15 protein-coding genes are annotated in these 15438 nt (G+C 65.7%); 8 read left to right on the forward strand and 7 right to left on the reverse strand.

Going from position 1 to position 15438, the window contains the following annotated elements:
• The first annotated feature begins 45 nt into the window (after positions 1-45).
• Positions 46-1440: a hypothetical protein gene (locus ACVJ19_RS37120; RefSeq protein WP_453953988.1), complete on the forward strand. Its 1395-nt coding sequence runs from the start codon at positions 46-48 to the stop codon at positions 1438-1440.
• Positions 1441-1629: 189 nt separating this feature from the next.
• Positions 1630-1980 (forward strand): ADP-ribosylation/crystallin J1, encoded by a 351-nt coding sequence (locus tag ACVJ19_RS37125; RefSeq protein ID WP_453953989.1) that lies wholly within the window; start codon positions 1630-1632, stop codon positions 1978-1980.
• Between the two features lie 19 nt (positions 1981-1999).
• Here the strand turns inward: ACVJ19_RS37125 and ACVJ19_RS37130 are convergent, their stop codons facing one another.
• The gene (locus ACVJ19_RS37130) at positions 2000-2359 is read right to left on the reverse strand and encodes a hypothetical protein (RefSeq protein WP_026311971.1); all 360 of its coding nucleotides are present in this window, start codon (positions 2357-2359) and stop codon (positions 2000-2002) included.
• 115 nt (positions 2360-2474) lie between these two features.
• On the opposite strand from ACVJ19_RS37130, the gene ACVJ19_RS37135 reads away from it, so the two are divergent.
• Positions 2475-4163 (forward strand): Na/Pi cotransporter family protein, encoded by a 1689-nt coding sequence (locus ACVJ19_RS37135; protein ID WP_453955281.1) that lies wholly within the window; start codon positions 2475-2477, stop codon positions 4161-4163.
• Positions 4164-4218: 55 nt separating this feature from the next.
• Here ACVJ19_RS37135 and ACVJ19_RS37140 read toward each other — a convergent pair whose 3' ends face one another.
• Complete coding sequence (locus tag ACVJ19_RS37140; protein ID WP_453953990.1) at positions 4219-4659, reverse strand: RbsD/FucU family protein; 441 nt, start codon at positions 4657-4659, stop codon at positions 4219-4221.
• A 186-nt stretch (positions 4660-4845) separates the two neighbouring features.
• Here ACVJ19_RS37140 and ACVJ19_RS37145 point away from each other — a divergent pair, with 186 nt between their 5' ends.
• Positions 4846-6645: a caspase family protein gene (locus tag ACVJ19_RS37145; protein WP_453953991.1), complete on the forward strand. Its 1800-nt coding sequence runs from the start codon at positions 4846-4848 to the stop codon at positions 6643-6645.
• Between the two features lie 118 nt (positions 6646-6763).
• On the opposite strand, the gene ACVJ19_RS37150 is transcribed toward ACVJ19_RS37145, so the two are convergent.
• The 4 genes from ACVJ19_RS37150 to thiD all read right to left on the reverse strand — a co-directional run bounded on the left by ACVJ19_RS37150 (position 6764) and on the right by thiD (position 10729).
• Positions 6764-7747 carry a threonine/serine dehydratase gene (locus tag ACVJ19_RS37150; RefSeq protein ID WP_453953992.1) on the reverse strand — a complete coding sequence of 328 codons (984 nt, stop codon included), beginning with the start codon at positions 7745-7747 and terminating at the stop codon, positions 6764-6766.
• Positions 7748-7810: 63 nt separating this feature from the next.
• Positions 7811-8884: a glycosyltransferase family 4 protein gene (locus ACVJ19_RS37155; RefSeq protein ID WP_453953993.1), complete on the reverse strand. Its 1074-nt coding sequence runs from the start codon at positions 8882-8884 to the stop codon at positions 7811-7813.
• Positions 8885-8897: 13 nt separating this feature from the next.
• Complete coding sequence (locus ACVJ19_RS37160) at positions 8898-9710, reverse strand: UDP-2,3-diacylglucosamine diphosphatase (RefSeq protein WP_183240050.1); 813 nt, start codon at positions 9708-9710, stop codon at positions 8898-8900.
• Between the two features lie 218 nt (positions 9711-9928).
• Complete coding sequence (gene thiD / locus ACVJ19_RS37165) at positions 9929-10729, reverse strand: bifunctional hydroxymethylpyrimidine kinase/phosphomethylpyrimidine kinase (protein ID WP_453953994.1); 801 nt, start codon at positions 10727-10729, stop codon at positions 9929-9931.
• A gap of 278 nt (positions 10730-11007) precedes the next feature.
• On the opposite strand from thiD, the gene ACVJ19_RS37170 reads away from it, so the two are divergent.
• Together ACVJ19_RS37170 and ACVJ19_RS37175 are read left to right on the forward strand one after the other, a co-directional pair.
• A complete protein-coding gene (locus ACVJ19_RS37170) occupies positions 11008-12984 on the forward strand; it encodes a PAS domain S-box protein (protein ID WP_453953995.1) in 1977 nt (658 codons plus the stop codon).
• Positions 12985-13098: 114 nt separating this feature from the next.
• Positions 13099-13344: an Lrp/AsnC ligand binding domain-containing protein gene (locus tag ACVJ19_RS37175; RefSeq protein ID WP_018642903.1), complete on the forward strand. Its 246-nt coding sequence runs from the start codon at positions 13099-13101 to the stop codon at positions 13342-13344.
• On the opposite strand, the gene ACVJ19_RS37180 is transcribed toward ACVJ19_RS37175, so the two are convergent.
• Entirely contained in the window at positions 13345-14268 is a 924-nt protein-coding gene (locus ACVJ19_RS37180) for a c-type cytochrome (RefSeq protein WP_453953996.1), read from the reverse strand. It abuts the gene before it with no gap.
• A 154-nt stretch (positions 14269-14422) separates the two neighbouring features.
• Here ACVJ19_RS37180 and ACVJ19_RS37185 point away from each other — a divergent pair, with 154 nt between their 5' ends.
• Together ACVJ19_RS37185 and ACVJ19_RS37190 are read left to right on the forward strand one after the other, a co-directional pair.
• Positions 14423-14842 carry a CHRD domain-containing protein gene (locus ACVJ19_RS37185; protein WP_453953997.1) on the forward strand — a complete coding sequence of 140 codons (420 nt, stop codon included), beginning with the start codon at positions 14423-14425 and terminating at the stop codon, positions 14840-14842.
• 308 nt (positions 14843-15150) lie between these two features.
• On the forward strand, positions 15151-15432 hold the full coding sequence (locus tag ACVJ19_RS37190) for a VF_A0006 family four-cysteine protein (protein ID WP_453953998.1): 282 nt from the start codon (positions 15151-15153) through the stop codon (positions 15430-15432).
• Positions 15433-15438 lie beyond the last annotated feature (6 nt).

Consider the following 15438-nt stretch of genomic DNA (forward strand, 5'->3'; position numbering starts at 1 on the left):
GTGATCGTTAGTGTAACGCGCACTGATTTGCGCGACGAGATTGTCATGGCCAACGAAGCATTCGCCCTTTCGCCCATGTCTGCCCGCGCGGCCGAGCCGAACGAGCAGGATTACGACGCGATCCGCGAAGCCTTCATGGAGACCGCGCGCGGCCGCTGGTTCCTCGGCGAATATGCCAAGCGCAACCGCAATGCGGATACCCGCATGGTGCTGGACGCGGTCGCGAAAATCGAAGAAACCCTTGCGGCACAGCGGCAACCCGTCGTCGAGGACCGCCTGCCCGAGGCGCTGGTCGAGATCCGCCGCGCCATCCGCGAGGCCGAGACCATCGCGCTCGCGGCGTTCGATCCCGCCGCGATCGAGGCGAGCCTCGCCCCGATCCCGCGCGGCGTGCGCATCATCAAGGAGATCTCCTGGCGCTGGCGCGAGATCGGCGCCGACGGGCGAATCTGCGACCTCATTGATTCGCAGCTCGCCTCGATCGAGGCCGCCTGCGGACAGATGTCGACCATCGACCCCCGCGTCGAGCTCAAGGCGGCATTCGATCTGCTCAGGGAACGGATCGAGCAGACCGAAGGCGGTGCATCGCCGCAGGCGGAGCGTCCCTCGCCGGCCCCGGTGCAGGACACATCGCCTCCCGTCGCGGAAGCTCCGCCTGTAGAGGTCACGCCTGCCGAGATGGCGAGCGAAGCACCCGTGGCTTTTACGGAGACGCCGCAGGACGTCGCGGTGGCTGACGAGCCCGAAGCAGCGGTAGAGGAAATCGGCACCGCGGAAGCATTCGCAACGGCCGAGCAGGCCATGGATGCGACCGTCGCGCCGGTGATCGCTGCCGACAGCGAGATCGCGCTCGAAAACGCGGTTGAAGACGTCGCTCTTGAAGAGCCGGCCGCGGAGCCCGCCGCGGTCGCGGAAGCCGCCGACGAGCTCGCGCTCGACGCCGCCGCGGAAGCCGAGGACGAGGCCATCCTCGAGGCCATCGCGCTGGAGATGGCTGCGCCCGATCCGGAGTTCGACGAGATCATCGAGCCGGTCGAGATGGCCGTCGCAAGTCCGGAGCCGATGGCCGCTGATGCCGCAGCTCCGATCGCCGCCGAGCTTCCGGAGCCGGTCGCACCGGAGCCCGTCGTCGCCGCTGTCGCGGAAGAGCCCGTAGCCGACGCACCGATCGCGATGGACTCGCTCGCACGCCTCACCGACGCCATTGCGGAGGCCGCCGCCGAAGTGATGGAGCAGCAGGCCCCGGCGATGGCAGCCACCGCATCATTGGCCGCAGCGCCGACCGTGGCGCTGCCCTTGCCCTCGCCTCTCCCCGAGCCCTCGCTCGGCGCCACCATCCTCGCCAGCGGCATCCTGCAAAAACCCCGCGCGCCCGCCAACGACCCGCTCGCGCCCATCCGCCGCATGACCCAGGCCGAGAAGATCGCGTTCTTCTCGTAACAGACTACACTCTCTCCGCCTCGTCATTGCGAGTGCAGCGAAGCAATCCAGAATCCCTCCGCGGAAAGACTCCTGGATTGCTTCGCTACGCTCGCAATGACGAAACAGTCAACTCCGTCACGCAACGGCGATAGAGTAGAGGGACGCGTCAGTGTATGTAGGGGCCAGCAGAACCCGATCATCGCAGCCATGCCCACAGAAGACACCCTCATCCTCTGGCGTCCCGTCGGCCCGAAAGAGCTGGAGCTGATCGAGCAATCCGGCATGCGCGCATTTCCGCCGCGCCTGCCGGACCAGCCGATCTTCTATCCGGTGCTGACGGAAGACTACGCAATCAAGATCGCGCGCGACTGGAATGTCCCGGCGAGCGGCTCGGGCTTCGTGACGCGCTTTGCGGTCGAGCGCAGCTTCATCGAAAGATACGACGTGCAGGAAGCGGGCGGACGCTCACATCTGGAGTACTGGATTCCGGCCGAGGACCTCGATGCGTTCAATGCCGCAATCGTCGGCTTGATCGAGGTCGTCCGCAGTTTCCCCTAGCCGCCGCGCGATCAGCCGATCACCCGCAATTCCACACCGCCCCGATCGGCGTCCGCGTCCAGCACGGGCCAAAGCTGCCGCCGTTGTAGCGGCCGCCGCCGAAGCCGGGGCGGCCGAAATAGTGCCACTCGCCATCCCAGCGGTAATACTGAGGAACCGGGTCGATGTACCAGTGGCGGCGTTCACTCCGCGCGAGGCGCCGCATGGCGTCCTTCTGCTTGTAGAGCGGAATGCTGTTGCTCAGCGGCTGACGATAGCCCGGCAGGAAGCCGTAGCCCTTCCAGACCGGCTTGGGGCGCTTTTGCACGGGCTCAGCGGGCGCGACAGCGGGCAGCAGCGACAGGATGACAGCAACGAAGAGACACACAAGGCGAGACATGGATCGACCATAGACAGGCGGATGCGAGAAGGCCACTCAAATTCGAGTGCGAGGCTTTGCGCCGCCTCGATCAATATGCTTCGCTATTCGTGGTGCCCTGTCGGAAGGAGCACACATGTCCACGGCGATCTCGACGCTCGGCGGGGTAGGTCTCTTCCTGCTCGGCATGACCGTGATGACGGAGGGCCTGAAGACGCTGGCCGGCTCTGCGCTACGCACGGTGCTCGGCATGGCTGCGTCGACGCCGCTGCTTGGCTCGTTTTGGGGGGCCGTGGTCACGCTGCTGGTGCAGTCCTCCAGCGCAACGACCATGACGACGATCGGTCTCGTCAGCGCCGGCCTCTTGACCTTCCAGCAAGGGTTGAGCCTCGTCTTCGGCGCGAATATCGGCACCACCGGGACCGGCTGGCTGGTCGCGCTGATCGGCGTCCGCGTCTCGCTCACGGCCGCGGCGCTGCCGATGATCTTCGTCGGCGCGCTGACCAAGCTTCTCGGCAGAGGACGAATCTCCGGGGTCGGCGCCGCGCTCGCCGGCTTCGGACTTGTGCTGTTCGGCTTGACGACCCTGCAGCAGGGCATGGGCGGGCTGGCTGAACGATTGCACCCGGCGGACCTGCCCGCAGTCCTCGGCAGTCCCGGGGTGCCATGGTGGTCGGGCCTCTTCGGCGTGCTGGCGCTGGTCGTGATCGGATTGGTCATGACCGCGCTGATGCAATCGTCAACGGCCGCGATCGCGGTGACCCTGTCCGCCTATTTCGCGGGCGCGATCGGGTTGGACCAGGCCTGCGCCCTGATCATCGGCCAGAACATCGGAACAGCGACGAGTTCCGCCCTGGCCGCGATCGGCGCGAGCCCGACCGCAAAGCGGCTGGCCATCGCCTACGTTCTTTTCAAGCTGATTGCCGCACTCATCGCTTTGGTGGCTTTTCCCATGGTAACGCCGATGCTGCTGCGCGCCTCCGACACGATCGACGGCGTCACGCTGCTGGCCGGCTACCACACGGCCTTCAACGTCGTCGGCGTCGCGGTCCTGCTGCCCCTGATCAATCCGTTCACGCGACTGGTCGAACGGATTCTGCCCGAGCGCGGCTCGCCGCTGACGCGATGTCTCGATCCTTCGGCGCTTGGGACCCCGGTCGTGGCAGTGGAAGCGGTACGGCGCACGATCGCGCGCGTGCTCTTGACGGTGTGCAGTTCGGTCGAGGCGAAACTGACCGGCCGCGCTGGATCGATACGCCTGGGGAAGGAGGCTGTATCCGTAGAGGAGGCGGCCGATGCCGTGCGCCAGGCACAAATATTCCTGTCGGATGTAGCTGGACCGCCTGAGACCGACGACGAGCAACAGCGTCTGACGAGCACACTGCACGCCCTCGACCACGCGTCGCGGCTGACGGACCTCGCAGGTGGAGGAAACAATTTCGCTTCGGCGGCAGGCGGACCGGAGGACATCCGCGCCGGAGAGCTATGTGCCGAAATCATGCGAAGCGCGGCTGCGATTGCGCGCGGCGTTGCGGCGCCGCCCCGCGTCGATGGATCGCCGCACGCCGTACCCGCCTCGCGTGCCGGCGACGCCATGGCCGGTCCGCGCGCTGACCCGCCCGACGAGGCGATCGCCGAGCTCGAGCGTTGTACGACACAGCTCGCCGAAATGCTGCGCATCCATCGCAGTGCGACGCTCGGTGCGGTGGCCAATGGAACCCTGACCGCCGACGCCGCCCTGCTTCGTGTCGAGGTGGTGCGAAACCTCGAAGCCCTGTCGCAGCACGCCTGGCGCTCGGCGGCTCATCTGGTGGGGCGGGGCTAGTGCGGAGAAATGTTCAAACGGCAGCCTGAAGCGCGATAACCGTTCTCATCGCGATTCAGATCACGCCCTTGCGGATCAGGAAGCAGCCATAGCCCCTGCTGTCGCCGACCTGCACGACACCAAACCCCGCAGCCGCCGCGCGGTAAAAATCCGGACGCGAGAGCTTGCCGGGAGTGACAGTGCGGCCGGCAGCGCGCGCGATCTCCGCCAGCACCGCGCGCTGCACGTCGGGGACGCGGTCGGGATCGTCCACCGGCATCATCACGCGCACCGGATCCGGATCGAAATCGTCGAGCGGATAGACCGACATGATGGCGCGGATGGCAACCTCCATGCTCATGCCCGGCAGTTGGATCAGGCGCTGCGATGTCGTGCTCTGCGCGATGCGGGTCGCGGGATGATTGGCGTCAACGAAAACGAGGTCGTCGCCGTGGCCCATCGAGGCGAGCAGCCAGAGCAGGTCGGGCGTGAGGATCGGATCGATCGATTTCAGCATGTGACGGCACTTCCCCCGAAGCATGTTCTTCGCCGGCGGAACCGGCCATTCACCATAGCAGGTTCCGAGCGTGATTCAGATCACGCAGCATACCATGGTGACAGGGATCACGGACCCCGAACTCGAACGCGGCCAGTCTGCCTTGCAACCAATCTCGCATCGAGATCAGTGCCAGAGGAGCACGCCATGTTCCGCCTAAAGCCTTTCCTGATGACGGCTAGCCTCGTGGGAAGCCTGTTCGGCTTCGCCTGCGGCCCCGTTTCCGCGCAAGTCGCCCCGGTCCAGCCGGCCCCAACCGCATTGCAAGGGCCGGAGCAGCGCGTGGCGCTGGTGATCGGCAATTCGAACTACCAGAACGCGCCGCAGCTCGCCAATCCCGACAATGACGCCCAGTCGATGGCGCAGTTCCTGAACTCCGCCGGCTTCGAGGTGGTCTCGGCAACCGACCTCGGCCAGAACGACATGCTGCGCGTCGTGCAGGACTTCTCCGCAAAAGTGTCCGCGCGCGGTCCGAACACGGTGGCGATGGTCTATTACGCCGGTCACGGCGTGCAGCTCGCCGGCGAGAACTATCTCGTTCCGGTCGATGCGAAGGTGTCCAGCCAGACCGAGCTCGTCAACAATTCGGTGCGTCTGGTCGACGTGATGTCGACGCTGGAGACGATCCCGAGCCGCATGCGCATCGTCATCCTCGATGCCTGCCGCAACAACCCCTTCCCGTCCGTCAACGACGCCGGCCGCGGCCTCGCCATCGTCGATGCGCCGAACGGCTCGATCGTCGGCTACTCGACCGCACCGGGCGCCGAAGCGCTCGACGGCACGGGCGGCCACAGCCCCTACACGCAGGCCTTCCTCAACGTCGCGCGCGAGCCCAACGTGCCGATCGAGCAGCTGTTCAAGCGCGTGCGCCTCCAGGTGAACCAGACCACCAGCGGCGCGCAGATTCCGTGGGAGAGCTCCTCGCTGACGTCCGACTTCACCTTCTTCGGCGACACCGCCGTTGCCGCCAATCGCGCGCCGATGAATGCGCCCGTGGTGCAGATGGCCTCCAACCTGCCGAGCCGTTCGACGCGCCAGGCCTATGACTACGTCGTGTCCGAGGGCCGGCCGGAGTACTATCAGGAGTTCATCCGGATGTATCCGCACGACCCGCTGTGCGACCACATCCGCTGGCTGCTCTCGAACCTCCTGATCTCGCAGGCCTGGCACAAGGCGGTGCTGGCGAATTCGCCGCTCGGCTACCAGAGCTTCTACGACAGCTACGGCACCAGCCCCTATGCCGTGTCCGCGCTGAAGCTCGCAGCCCAGCCGAAGCAGATCCCCCTGATGCAGCCGACCAAGTTCCTGGCGCCGCAGAACATTGCCCCGGTCTTCAAGATGGGCAATCTCGGCCAGCCCAAATACATGCCGCTGATACAGGGCAATGGTGGTGCACAGGTCAATGGCAACCTGCCCGTCGTGCAGAAGCCGGTCGACGGCAGCGTCATCGGCAAGCTCGGTACCGGCGGCCAGATCGTCAACCTGCCGGCGGGCAACAACCAGCCGAACGGCTCGCCGTCGCAGACCCCGGGCAAGATCGTCACGCTGCCTGCGCCGACCAACGCGACCAACAACACGGGCGGTACCGGCAAGATCGTGACGCTGCCCGTGACCAACACCAAGCCGAACGGCGGCAACGCCAACGGCAATCCGGGCAAGATCGTGAGCATGCCGGTCAATGTCGGCAAGGGCGGCTCGACTGTCGACGTGAAGCCTGTCCAGACGCAGAACAACCCGATCCGCGTCAACAACGGCAACACCGGCATCGTGAAGCTCAACAACAACCCGGTGAACAAGGTGCAGGTCCAGAACAACGTGCAGACCAACCGGCCGCAGCTCAACACGACCAATCGCACGGTCAGCAACGGCGGCAACAACTTCCGCCAGTCGATGAACCAGGCCCCGAGCATGGGCGGCGGCAACAACCACCGCGGCGTCATGCACTGATCGCGGCGAACCGTACAACAACAAAGGGCAGAGCGGAAACGCTCTGCCCTTTCTTCATGTCAGCTATTGGACGTCGTCAATCCGGGATGCGCCGCAAGGCGCAGGCCCGGAATGACGGCTAGGCCACCAGCTCGGCGAACAGATCCGCGTCGACATTGCCGCCTGAGAGCACGATGACGACGTTCTTGCCGGCCACATCGAGGCGGCCCGCAAGCAGTGCGGCAAGGCCGACCGCCCCGCCCGGCTCGACCACCAGCTTCAGCTCACGATAGGCGAACGCCACGGCCGCACCGACTTCCTTGTCCGATGCCGTGACGCCGCGCGCGAGCAGCTTGCTGTTGATCGCAAACGTCATCTCGCCCGGCATCAAGGCCATCAGCGCGTCGCAAATGGTGCGGCCCGCGGGCGGATGCGGCTCGCGATGGCCGGCGGTCAGAGAGATGCCGTGATCGTCGAACGCCTCGGGTTCGGCCACCACGATCTCGGCTTGCGGATAGCGCGCCTTCACTGCGGTCGCGACGCCCGCGATCAGGCCGCCGCCGGAGGCCGGCGCCACCACGATATCGGGGCTGAGGCCGAGCGTTGCCATGTCTTCCGCGATCTCGCGGCCGGCGGTGCCCTGCCCTGCGATCACGAAGGGATCGTCATAGGGTTTTACAAGTGTGGCGCCGCGCTTCTCGGCGATGCCGCGCGAGATCGCCTCGCGATCATCCTTGTCGCGATCGTAAAGCACGACTTCGGCGCCGTAGGATTTGGTGCGCTCGCGCTTCGACAGCGGCGCATCCGCCGGCATCACGATCGTCGCCTGCATGTCGAGGATCTTGGCTGCCGCCGCCACGCCCTGGGCGTGGTTGCCGGAGGAGAACGCGACGACGCCGCCGGCGCGCTTGTCCTGCGGGATCGAGAACACCTTGTTGAAGGCACCGCGGAACTTGAAGGAGCCGGTGCGCTGGAGCATCTCCGGCTTCAGGAACACTTTGGCACCGACGCGCTCGTTGAGCACGGGAAAGGACAACAGCGGGGTGCGGATGGCGTAGGGCGCGATCACGCGCGCTGCGGCATCGATGTCGGCGGGGCCGATCGGAAGGAGCTGTTCGGTCATGGCCCAAACTTATCGCGCCAGCCTGAGCGCGGGCAAGACACCTCCGCGCGATGAACCCTGGTTTCAGGCTACGAAACTAACCGGCTCGGCCCCATTCCTGCCTGATAGCACCGCCCCGACCGCCTGGATGCTGTCGATGAAGACCCGTGCCGAGGCCTCCCAGGTGTAGTTGGCGGCGAATTCGACGCAGTCCTGCCGGCAGACACCGAGCGCGGCGAAGCAGGCATTGCGCAGATCGTGATCGAGAGCGCCGACCGGCGCATCGCCGATGACGTCGCGAGGACCCTTCACCGGGAAGGCCGCGACCGGCAGGCCGCTCGCCAGCGCCTCCAGCAGCACCAGGCCGAACGTGTCGGTCTTGCTGGGGAACACGAATACGTCGGCGGCGGCATAGATATCGGCCAGTTCCTCGCCGTGCTTCTCACCAAGGAAGATCGCATCGGGATAGGCCTCTTCGAGCGCGGCGCGCGCCGGGCCGTCGCCGACAATCACCTTGGTGCCGGGCAGGTCGAGGTCGAGGAAGGCCTCGAGATTCTTCTCCACCGCGACGCGGCCGACCGACAGGAACACCGGCGCCGGCAGACAGAGATCGACTGCGCGGGGGTGGAACAGGCCGGTGTCGACACCGCGCGGCCACAGCACGACATTGTCGAAGCCGCGCTCGGTCAGCTCACGTGCAAGCGCCGGCGTCGCCGCCATCACGGCGCGGCTTGGCGCATGGAAGCGGCGCAGCGCCCGCCAGATCAGCGAGCCCGGGACCGGCACGCGAGCGCGGACATATTCGGGAAAGCGGGTGTGGAAGCTGGTCGTGAACGGCAGCTTGCGCTGGCGGCAATAGCGGCGGACCATCAGGCCGATCGGCCCCTCGGTCGCGATGTGGATGCTGTCGGGGCGCGCCTCCTCGATCAGCCGCGCGATCCGCGCCGGACGCGGCATCGCAAGGCGCACGTCGCGATAGCTCGGCATCGCAAAGGTACGGAACGATTGCGGCGTCAGGAACGTGAACTCGACGCCAAGACCTTCAACGCCAAGACCTTCGACGTTAAGCCCCTTGGCGGCATCAGCCAGCTTGGTCAGCGTCCGAACCACACCGTTGACTTGCGGGTGCCAGGCGTCGGTCGCGACCAGGATGCGCATCAAATGGCCCTTGTTATGCAGCTCTCGCTGCGACCTGCGGGACTTGTGCCGGCTTCTGCAACTGGTCCGCCCAGGTGATGATCTCGAAATGGCCGTCGTCGTGCTCGACCAGGGCGGTGCAGCTCTCCACCCAGTCGCCGCAGTTCATGTAGCGGATGCCGGCCTCGTCGCGGATCACGGCATAGTGGATGTGGCCGCAGATCACGCCGTCGGCCTCGTGCCGCCGCGCTTCGGCGGCGAGCGCCTGCTCGAACGCGCCGATATAATTGACGGCGTTCTTGACCTTCTGCTTGGCCCATTGCGACAGCGACCAATAGGGCACGCCGAACATGCGCCGGAAGAAATTGACGAAGCGATTCATCTGGATCGCGAAGTCGTAGGCCTTGTCGCCGAGATGGGCGAGCCAGCGCGCGTTCTGCACCACGAGATCGAAGATGTCGCCGTGGATGACGAGATAGCGCTTGCCGTCCACGCCGGTGTGGACGGTGTTCTCGACCACGTCGATGCCGCCGAAATGCGTGCCGTAATAGTTGCGCAGGAACTCGTCGTGATTGCCGGGAATGTAGATGATCTTGGCGCCCTTGCGCGCCTTGCGCAAAAGCTTCTGGACGAGGTCGTTATGGGACTGCGGCCAGTGCCAGCTCGATTTCAGCGCCCAGCCGTCGACGATGTCGCCGACGAGGTAGATCGTGTCGGCATCATGGTAGCGCAGGAAGTCGAGCAGAAGGTCGGCTTGAGAACCGCGGGCTCCGAGATGAACGTCGGAGATGAACAACGTGCGAAAGCGCCGCTCCGGGCTCTCGTCACTCACATCGTAACTTCCCATGCGCCAGCCTGTAACAATGTCCCGTGACAGGGGGATGACCGATTGAACCCTTGAGGCACCTTCAAATACGAATCACGCCTTGCCTCGCCCTTCCCCGCGAATATCAGTCGCATGCGACAATCAGGCGACATGGCGCCGCAGCGGTGTCCGCAAAACCACGGAACCGCATGGCCTTATTGGTTAACGGAGGCGCGACTGCGCCGCGCGAACGCACGCCGTCAGTAAAATTTGTGGAAATGATGGATCGGCCCGTGGCCATGGCCGACGCTGAAGCGGTCGGCAGCCGCGATCGCTGCACTGATCCACGCCTTGGCGTTGCGCACGGCAAGCTCCAGATCCTCGCCCTTGGCGAGCCCCGCTGCGACCGCTGAGGACAGCGAACAGCCGGTGCCATGGGTGTTTTGGGTTGCGATGCGCGGCGCGGCGAGCGCGGTCGTGTGTCCGGAGGTGACGAGATAGTCGATGCTCTCGGCGCCCTCGCCGTGCCCGCCCTTGATCAGGACCGCGCGGCAGCCGAGCGCCAGCAGCCGCCGCCCCTGGGCCTCGATCTCGGCCTCGCTCGCCGCAACGTGCTCGCCGAGAAGAGCCGCGGCCTCCGGCAGGTTCGGCGTGATCACAGAGGCCAGCGGCATCAGTCTCGTGCGCAAGGCGTCGACGGCTTCGGACGCCAGCAAGCGATCGCCCGAGGTCGCCACCATCACGGGATCGAGCACGATGTGGCGCGGCTCCCAGCGCGACAGCGCCGCCGCGATCGCATCGATGCTGTCGGCCTGGCCGACCATGCCGATCTTCACCGCGCCGATGTCGAGGTCGGAGAACACCGCATCGATCTGGGCGGTGACGAACTCGGCCGGCACGGCGTGAATGCCGGTGACGCCGCGCGTGTTCTGCGCCGTCAGCGCCGCGATCACGGAGGCGCCATAGACGCCGAGCGCGGCAAAGGTCTTCAGATCCGCCTGGATGCCGGCGCCGCCGCTGGAATCCGACCCGGCAATGGTGAGCGCAACGGGCGTCGTCATCGCCGGATACGTTCGTTTGAGAAGGACACGGCCATGCCCTGTCCTAGCGCGCCCCCGACGTGCCAGCAAGCCGGGCCGGCCATGGGCCAGCGAATCAGGTGGAGGGCTGCCCCCCGGACCGCCCGTCTTCCCGCAATCGTGCACATTCCGCGAAAATATGACCTCGGCATCGACCGGCCTTGGCATCGATTCCGATGAATGAGAGGTTGGCCCGTGGATTCGTCCACAACGCCATGTTGCGGGCCAGCCTCGGCCCGAACTCCTCTCGGGAACCGATCATGTGGGCCTATTTCGAACGCCTCCTCGACTCCTCGATGCTCTCCCCGCACGGCATCTGCCTGCGCTGGGAGCCCGAGCTGATATGGCTGCACGTGGTCTCGGACGCCAGCATTGCGCTGGCGTATTTCTCGATTCCGTTCGCGCTTGCGATCCTCGTCACCAAACGGCGCGACCTCAAGTTCGGATGGGTGTTTTGGGCGTTCGCCGTCTTCATCATGGCCTCTGGCCTGACGCATGTGCTGTCGATCTACACGCTGTGGGTGCCGGTCTACGGCATCGAGGGCATCGTCAAGGCGCTCACCGCCGTGGCATCGGTCTTCACCGCGGGTGCGCTCTGGCCGCTGCTGCCGAAGATCCTGAGCATCCCCTCGCCGTTCGAGCTCCGGCAGGTCCAGGCCGCGCTCGAGGAGGAGGAGAGCAAGAACCGGGATGCGGCGCAGCTGCTCGGCCAGGTCAGTGAAACCCAGCGCGCGCTGCGCGAGAGCATGACGCGCCTCACCGCCGTGGTCGACACCGCGGTCGACGGCGTCATCCTGTTCGACGCGCAAGCCCGCATTCTCCTGTTCAATCCCGCCTGCGAGCGGTTGTTCGGGTATCGCGCCGACGAGGTCATGAACCGCGACATCGGCATGCTGATGTCCAAGGAGAGGCCCTCATCCACCGGTCGCGCGCAGCGTTTCGCAACAGGGGAAGCCGTCGGCCTGCGCAAGGACGGATCGAGCTTTCCGATGAACCTGTCGGTGGGCCAAGCGTGGCAGGACGGCGAGCTGATCCATGTCGGTATCGTTCACGACCTGACCAGGCGCAAGCTGACCGAGCAGCAGCTGCAGCAGGCGCAGAAGATGGAGACGGTCGGCCAGCTCTCCGGCGGCATCGCCCACGACTTCAACAATCTGCTCACCGTCATCATCGGCAACGCGGAATATCTCAGCGAGCAGCTCAAGGGCCGTCCCGACCTCCGCCGTTTCGCCGACGACATCTGCCAGTCGGGCGAACGCGGCGCGGAGCTGACGCAGCGGCTGCTGGCGTTCAGCCGGCGCCAATTGCTGCAACCCCGCGCGATCGAGTGCCGCGAGCTCCTGACCTCCATGCACAAGCTGCTCAAGCGCACCCTGCGCGAGAACATCGAGATCAGGACGGCGTTCGGCGCCGGCTCCATCCTGGCCTTCGCCGACCGCGCCCAGCTGGAATCCGCCGTGCTCAATCTCGCGCTCAACGCGCAGGATGCCATGCCATCAGGCGGGCATCTCACCCTCAGCACCGAGCTCACGGCGATCGACGAGCACTATCGCATGCAGCATCCGGAGGTGGAGTCCGGCAGCTACGCCCTGATCGCGGTCACCGATGACGGCGAAGGCATGGCCACTGACGTCATCGAGCGCGCCTTCGAGCCGTTCTTCACCACCAAGGAGGTCGGCAAGGGGTCTGGCCTCGGACTCAGCATGGTCTATGGCTTCGCCAGGCAATCGGGCGGACATGTCTCGATCTACAGCGAGCCGGGTCTCGGCACGACGGTCCGCATCTACCTGCCGCATGCCGGCGGCGAGCAGTCGCTCGCCGACATCGCGGCGCGCGAGGAAGCCGCGCCCCGCGGCCACGAAACGATCCTGGTCGCCGAGGACGACCCGTTCGTCCGCTCCTCCGTCACACTGCGCGTGGAAGCGCTGGGATATCGCGTGATCTCGGCCGTCAACGGCAAGGAAGCCTTGCAGCTGCTTCGCACCAACCCGGCCATCGACCTCCTGTTCACCGACATCGTGATGCCCGGCGGAATGAGCGGCTGGGAGCTCGCCGACCAGGCCCGGCGCATCCGCCCCGGCCTGCCGGTCGTGTTCTCGTCCGGCTACGCCCTGGAGACCCTGGTCGAGCAGGGCCGCGCGCACGCCCAATCGATCGTCCTGACCAAGCCCTATCGCAATGCCGAGCTCGCCCGCCGGCTCAGGGAAGCGTTCGCCGCCGCGCCCCTGCCCTCCTAGAGGCGATCCCGGGCAGGACCGATCCTTCAGGCAACGACAGGTCGGCAAGTGTGCTTGCCAAGCCACCCCGGTTTTGGCCTATTAGCCGCCAGATGCGCTTTCGGAGTGACTGCAATGGTTCCCTTTTTCGTCCAGATCAAATGCAAGCTCGGCCAGTCCTATACGGTCGCCAATGCGCTCGCCGAAGCCGAGATCGCCTCCGAGATCTACTCGACCGCCGGCCAATACGATTTGCTGGTGAAGTTCTACGTCGACAAGGACACCGACATCGGCCACTTCGTCAACGAGAAGGTGCAGGTGCTGCCGGGCATCCAGGACACCCTCACCATCATCACCTTCAAGGCATTCGGCACGGGCTAGCTAGCCGCCCTCCTTGCGCTTGGGCGGTGTCGGTCCCTGCACCGGGGGCAGCGATTTCAGATAAGCGGCCATCGCGGCGCGATCTTCCGCGGTCAGCTGCGCTAGATTCTTGATCACTGGCCGCATCGCGCCCGAGGCGCTGTCGCCCTCGGGCATGTCGCCGGTCTCGAGGAAATCGGCGATATCCTTCTCGCTCCAGCTGCCGATGCCCTGCTGCGTGATGTTCGGCACCCAGCCCTCCCCGTCCGGATTGGGGCCGCCGGCGAAGCGCTGCGCCGTGACGATGCCGCCGAGCAGATTGCGCGGGCTGTGGCATTCGGCGCAATGGCCGAAACCGTTCACGAGATAGGCCCCGCGATTCCATTGCCGCGAGCGTGCAGCGTCCGCGACGAACCGCCCGCTGTCCATGAACAGCAGCTTCCAGATGCCGACATTGCGGCGGATGTTGAACGGAAACGGCAGCGCGTGGTCGCGCACTCTGCCTGATACCGGCGGCAGCGTCTTCAGATAGGCGAAGAGATCGCGGACGTCGTCGATCTTCGCCAGATGATAGGATGTGTAGGGAAACGCCGGGAAGTAATGCGTGCCCTCGGGCGAGATGCCGCGCATCACGGCGTCGACGAAATCGGCCTCGCTCCACCGGCCGATCCCGTCGGTCGGATCGGGGGAAATATTGGGGACGTAGAACGTCCCGAACGGCGAGCCGAGCGCCAGGCCGCCGCCGAGCCGCAGGCGATCGGGCTGGTTGGGCACCGCATGACAGGACGAGCAGCCGCCGGCGTTGAACATCTCCTGCCCGTTGGCGAGATCGGGGCTGCGTGTCGGTGCCGGCAGGGCCAGCGCCGCCGGGGCGGTCAACCACCAATAGAGGCCGAACGCCGCGACGGCGGCGATCAGGGCGGCAAGAAGCGTTCGTCGCAGCATTCGATCATTCCATCGTGAGCGCGCGAACTTAAGGGTCATGCCGCGCCCGATCCAGCCACGAATATTTTAGATGGTCCGGCTGTCATGCGGGAATAAACTGAAAGACGTACTGTTTGGAAGTTCACAGCAATCAGGCGTCAACAGGGAGAGACCCATGACAAAAGCCGTTTTTGCCACACTGGCACTCGGAGCTGCCGTTGCGTTCGCCGCCCCGGCCAGCGCGGAGAAACTGAAGGCGACGCTGGACGGCAAATCCCAAGTACCCGCCAACACCAGCAGCGGCACCGGAACGGCCGAGCTCGACTATGACGCCGCCAGCAAGAAGCTGTCGTGGACCGTCAGCTATTCCGGGCTCTCCGGTCCTGCCACCGCCGCCCATTTCCACGGCCCCGCCGAGGCCGGCAAGAACGCCGGCGTCGCAGTCCCGATCGCCAATGCAGGCTCGAGCCCGGTCAAGGGCGAAGCGACGCTCACCGACGCGCAGGCCGCCGACCTGCTCGGCGGCAAGTACTACATCAACATCCACACGGCGGCGAACCCGGGCGGCGAGATCCGCGGCCAAGTGACGAAATAGAGTAACGAAATAGAGCGACGAAATAGGGTGATGAAATAGGGTGACGAAGTAAAGCGACAACGCGGCTTCGTCGCGGAAAGGCCGGACGCAAGGAGGGAGCGTCCGGCCTTTTCGATTTGCAGCGGAGGCGGCTCCGGCAATGTCCACGCTCGTGCCTTGCCAGCCTCGCGCGTTCCGCCGTAAACTTCGGCCCCATCAATCTCCAGAGTAGCACCGTGCGGCTTGTTTCCAGCGTTCTCGATCGGCCCGATGACGCCAGCATCAGAAGATCTGCGTATAGGCCTTCAAACGTTCTGGCAGGCCTCATCGTGGCCGGAGCGCTGCTTTCCTTCTCCGCACCTGTCCTCGCGCAGAGCGATATCGAGAAGCGGGCTCAGTGCGAGCTGTCCGCAATCCGCGATACGCGGTCGGCCCTTGCCGTGCAGTACATCCGCTCCGCCTGCAACTGGCTCGTCGTCAACGGCGATTCCCTGCTGAATGAATCCAGCAAGGGCTATTACATCTGCCTCGTGCGGCAGCTCTCGGGCGCGCAGAGCAACGAGGCTGCCGCGGCGATCATGTCGGCATGCCGCGCGTCCAATCCGCTTTGATCGCCC

The sequence above is a fragment of the Bradyrhizobium sp. USDA 376 genome (genome assembly GCF_054063675.1).

Coding starts and splice junctions, on each gene's coding strand:
- ACVJ19_RS37170 (WP_453953995.1), top strand. CDS start 11,008: ATGTGGGCCTATTTCGAACGCCTCCTCGACTCCTCGATGCTCTCCCCG.
- ACVJ19_RS37180 (WP_453953996.1), bottom strand. CDS start 14,268: ATGCTGCGACGAACGCTTCTTGCCGCCCTGATCGCCGCCGTCGCGGCG.
- ACVJ19_RS37145 (WP_453953991.1), top strand. CDS start 4,846: ATGTTCCGCCTAAAGCCTTTCCTGATGACGGCTAGCCTCGTGGGAAGC.
- ACVJ19_RS37125 (WP_453953989.1), top strand. CDS start 1,630: ATGCCCACAGAAGACACCCTCATCCTCTGGCGTCCCGTCGGCCCGAAA.
- ACVJ19_RS37160 (WP_183240050.1), bottom strand. CDS start 9,710: ATGGGAAGTTACGATGTGAGTGACGAGAGCCCGGAGCGGCGCTTTCGC.
- ACVJ19_RS37185 (WP_453953997.1), top strand. CDS start 14,423: ATGACAAAAGCCGTTTTTGCCACACTGGCACTCGGAGCTGCCGTTGCG.
- ACVJ19_RS37130 (WP_026311971.1), bottom strand. CDS start 2,359: ATGTCTCGCCTTGTGTGTCTCTTCGTTGCTGTCATCCTGTCGCTGCTG.
- ACVJ19_RS37120 (WP_453953988.1), top strand. CDS start 46: ATGGCCAACGAAGCATTCGCCCTTTCGCCCATGTCTGCCCGCGCGGCC.
- ACVJ19_RS37175 (WP_018642903.1), top strand. CDS start 13,099: ATGGTTCCCTTTTTCGTCCAGATCAAATGCAAGCTCGGCCAGTCCTAT.
- ACVJ19_RS37140 (WP_453953990.1), bottom strand. CDS start 4,659: ATGCTGAAATCGATCGATCCGATCCTCACGCCCGACCTGCTCTGGCTG.
- ACVJ19_RS37150 (WP_453953992.1), bottom strand. CDS start 7,747: ATGACCGAACAGCTCCTTCCGATCGGCCCCGCCGACATCGATGCCGCA.
- ACVJ19_RS37135 (WP_453955281.1), top strand. CDS start 2,475: ATGTCCACGGCGATCTCGACGCTCGGCGGGGTAGGTCTCTTCCTGCTC.
- thiD (WP_453953994.1), bottom strand. CDS start 10,729: ATGACGACGCCCGTTGCGCTCACCATTGCCGGGTCGGATTCCAGCGGC.
- ACVJ19_RS37155 (WP_453953993.1), bottom strand. CDS start 8,884: ATGCGCATCCTGGTCGCGACCGACGCCTGGCACCCGCAAGTCAACGGT.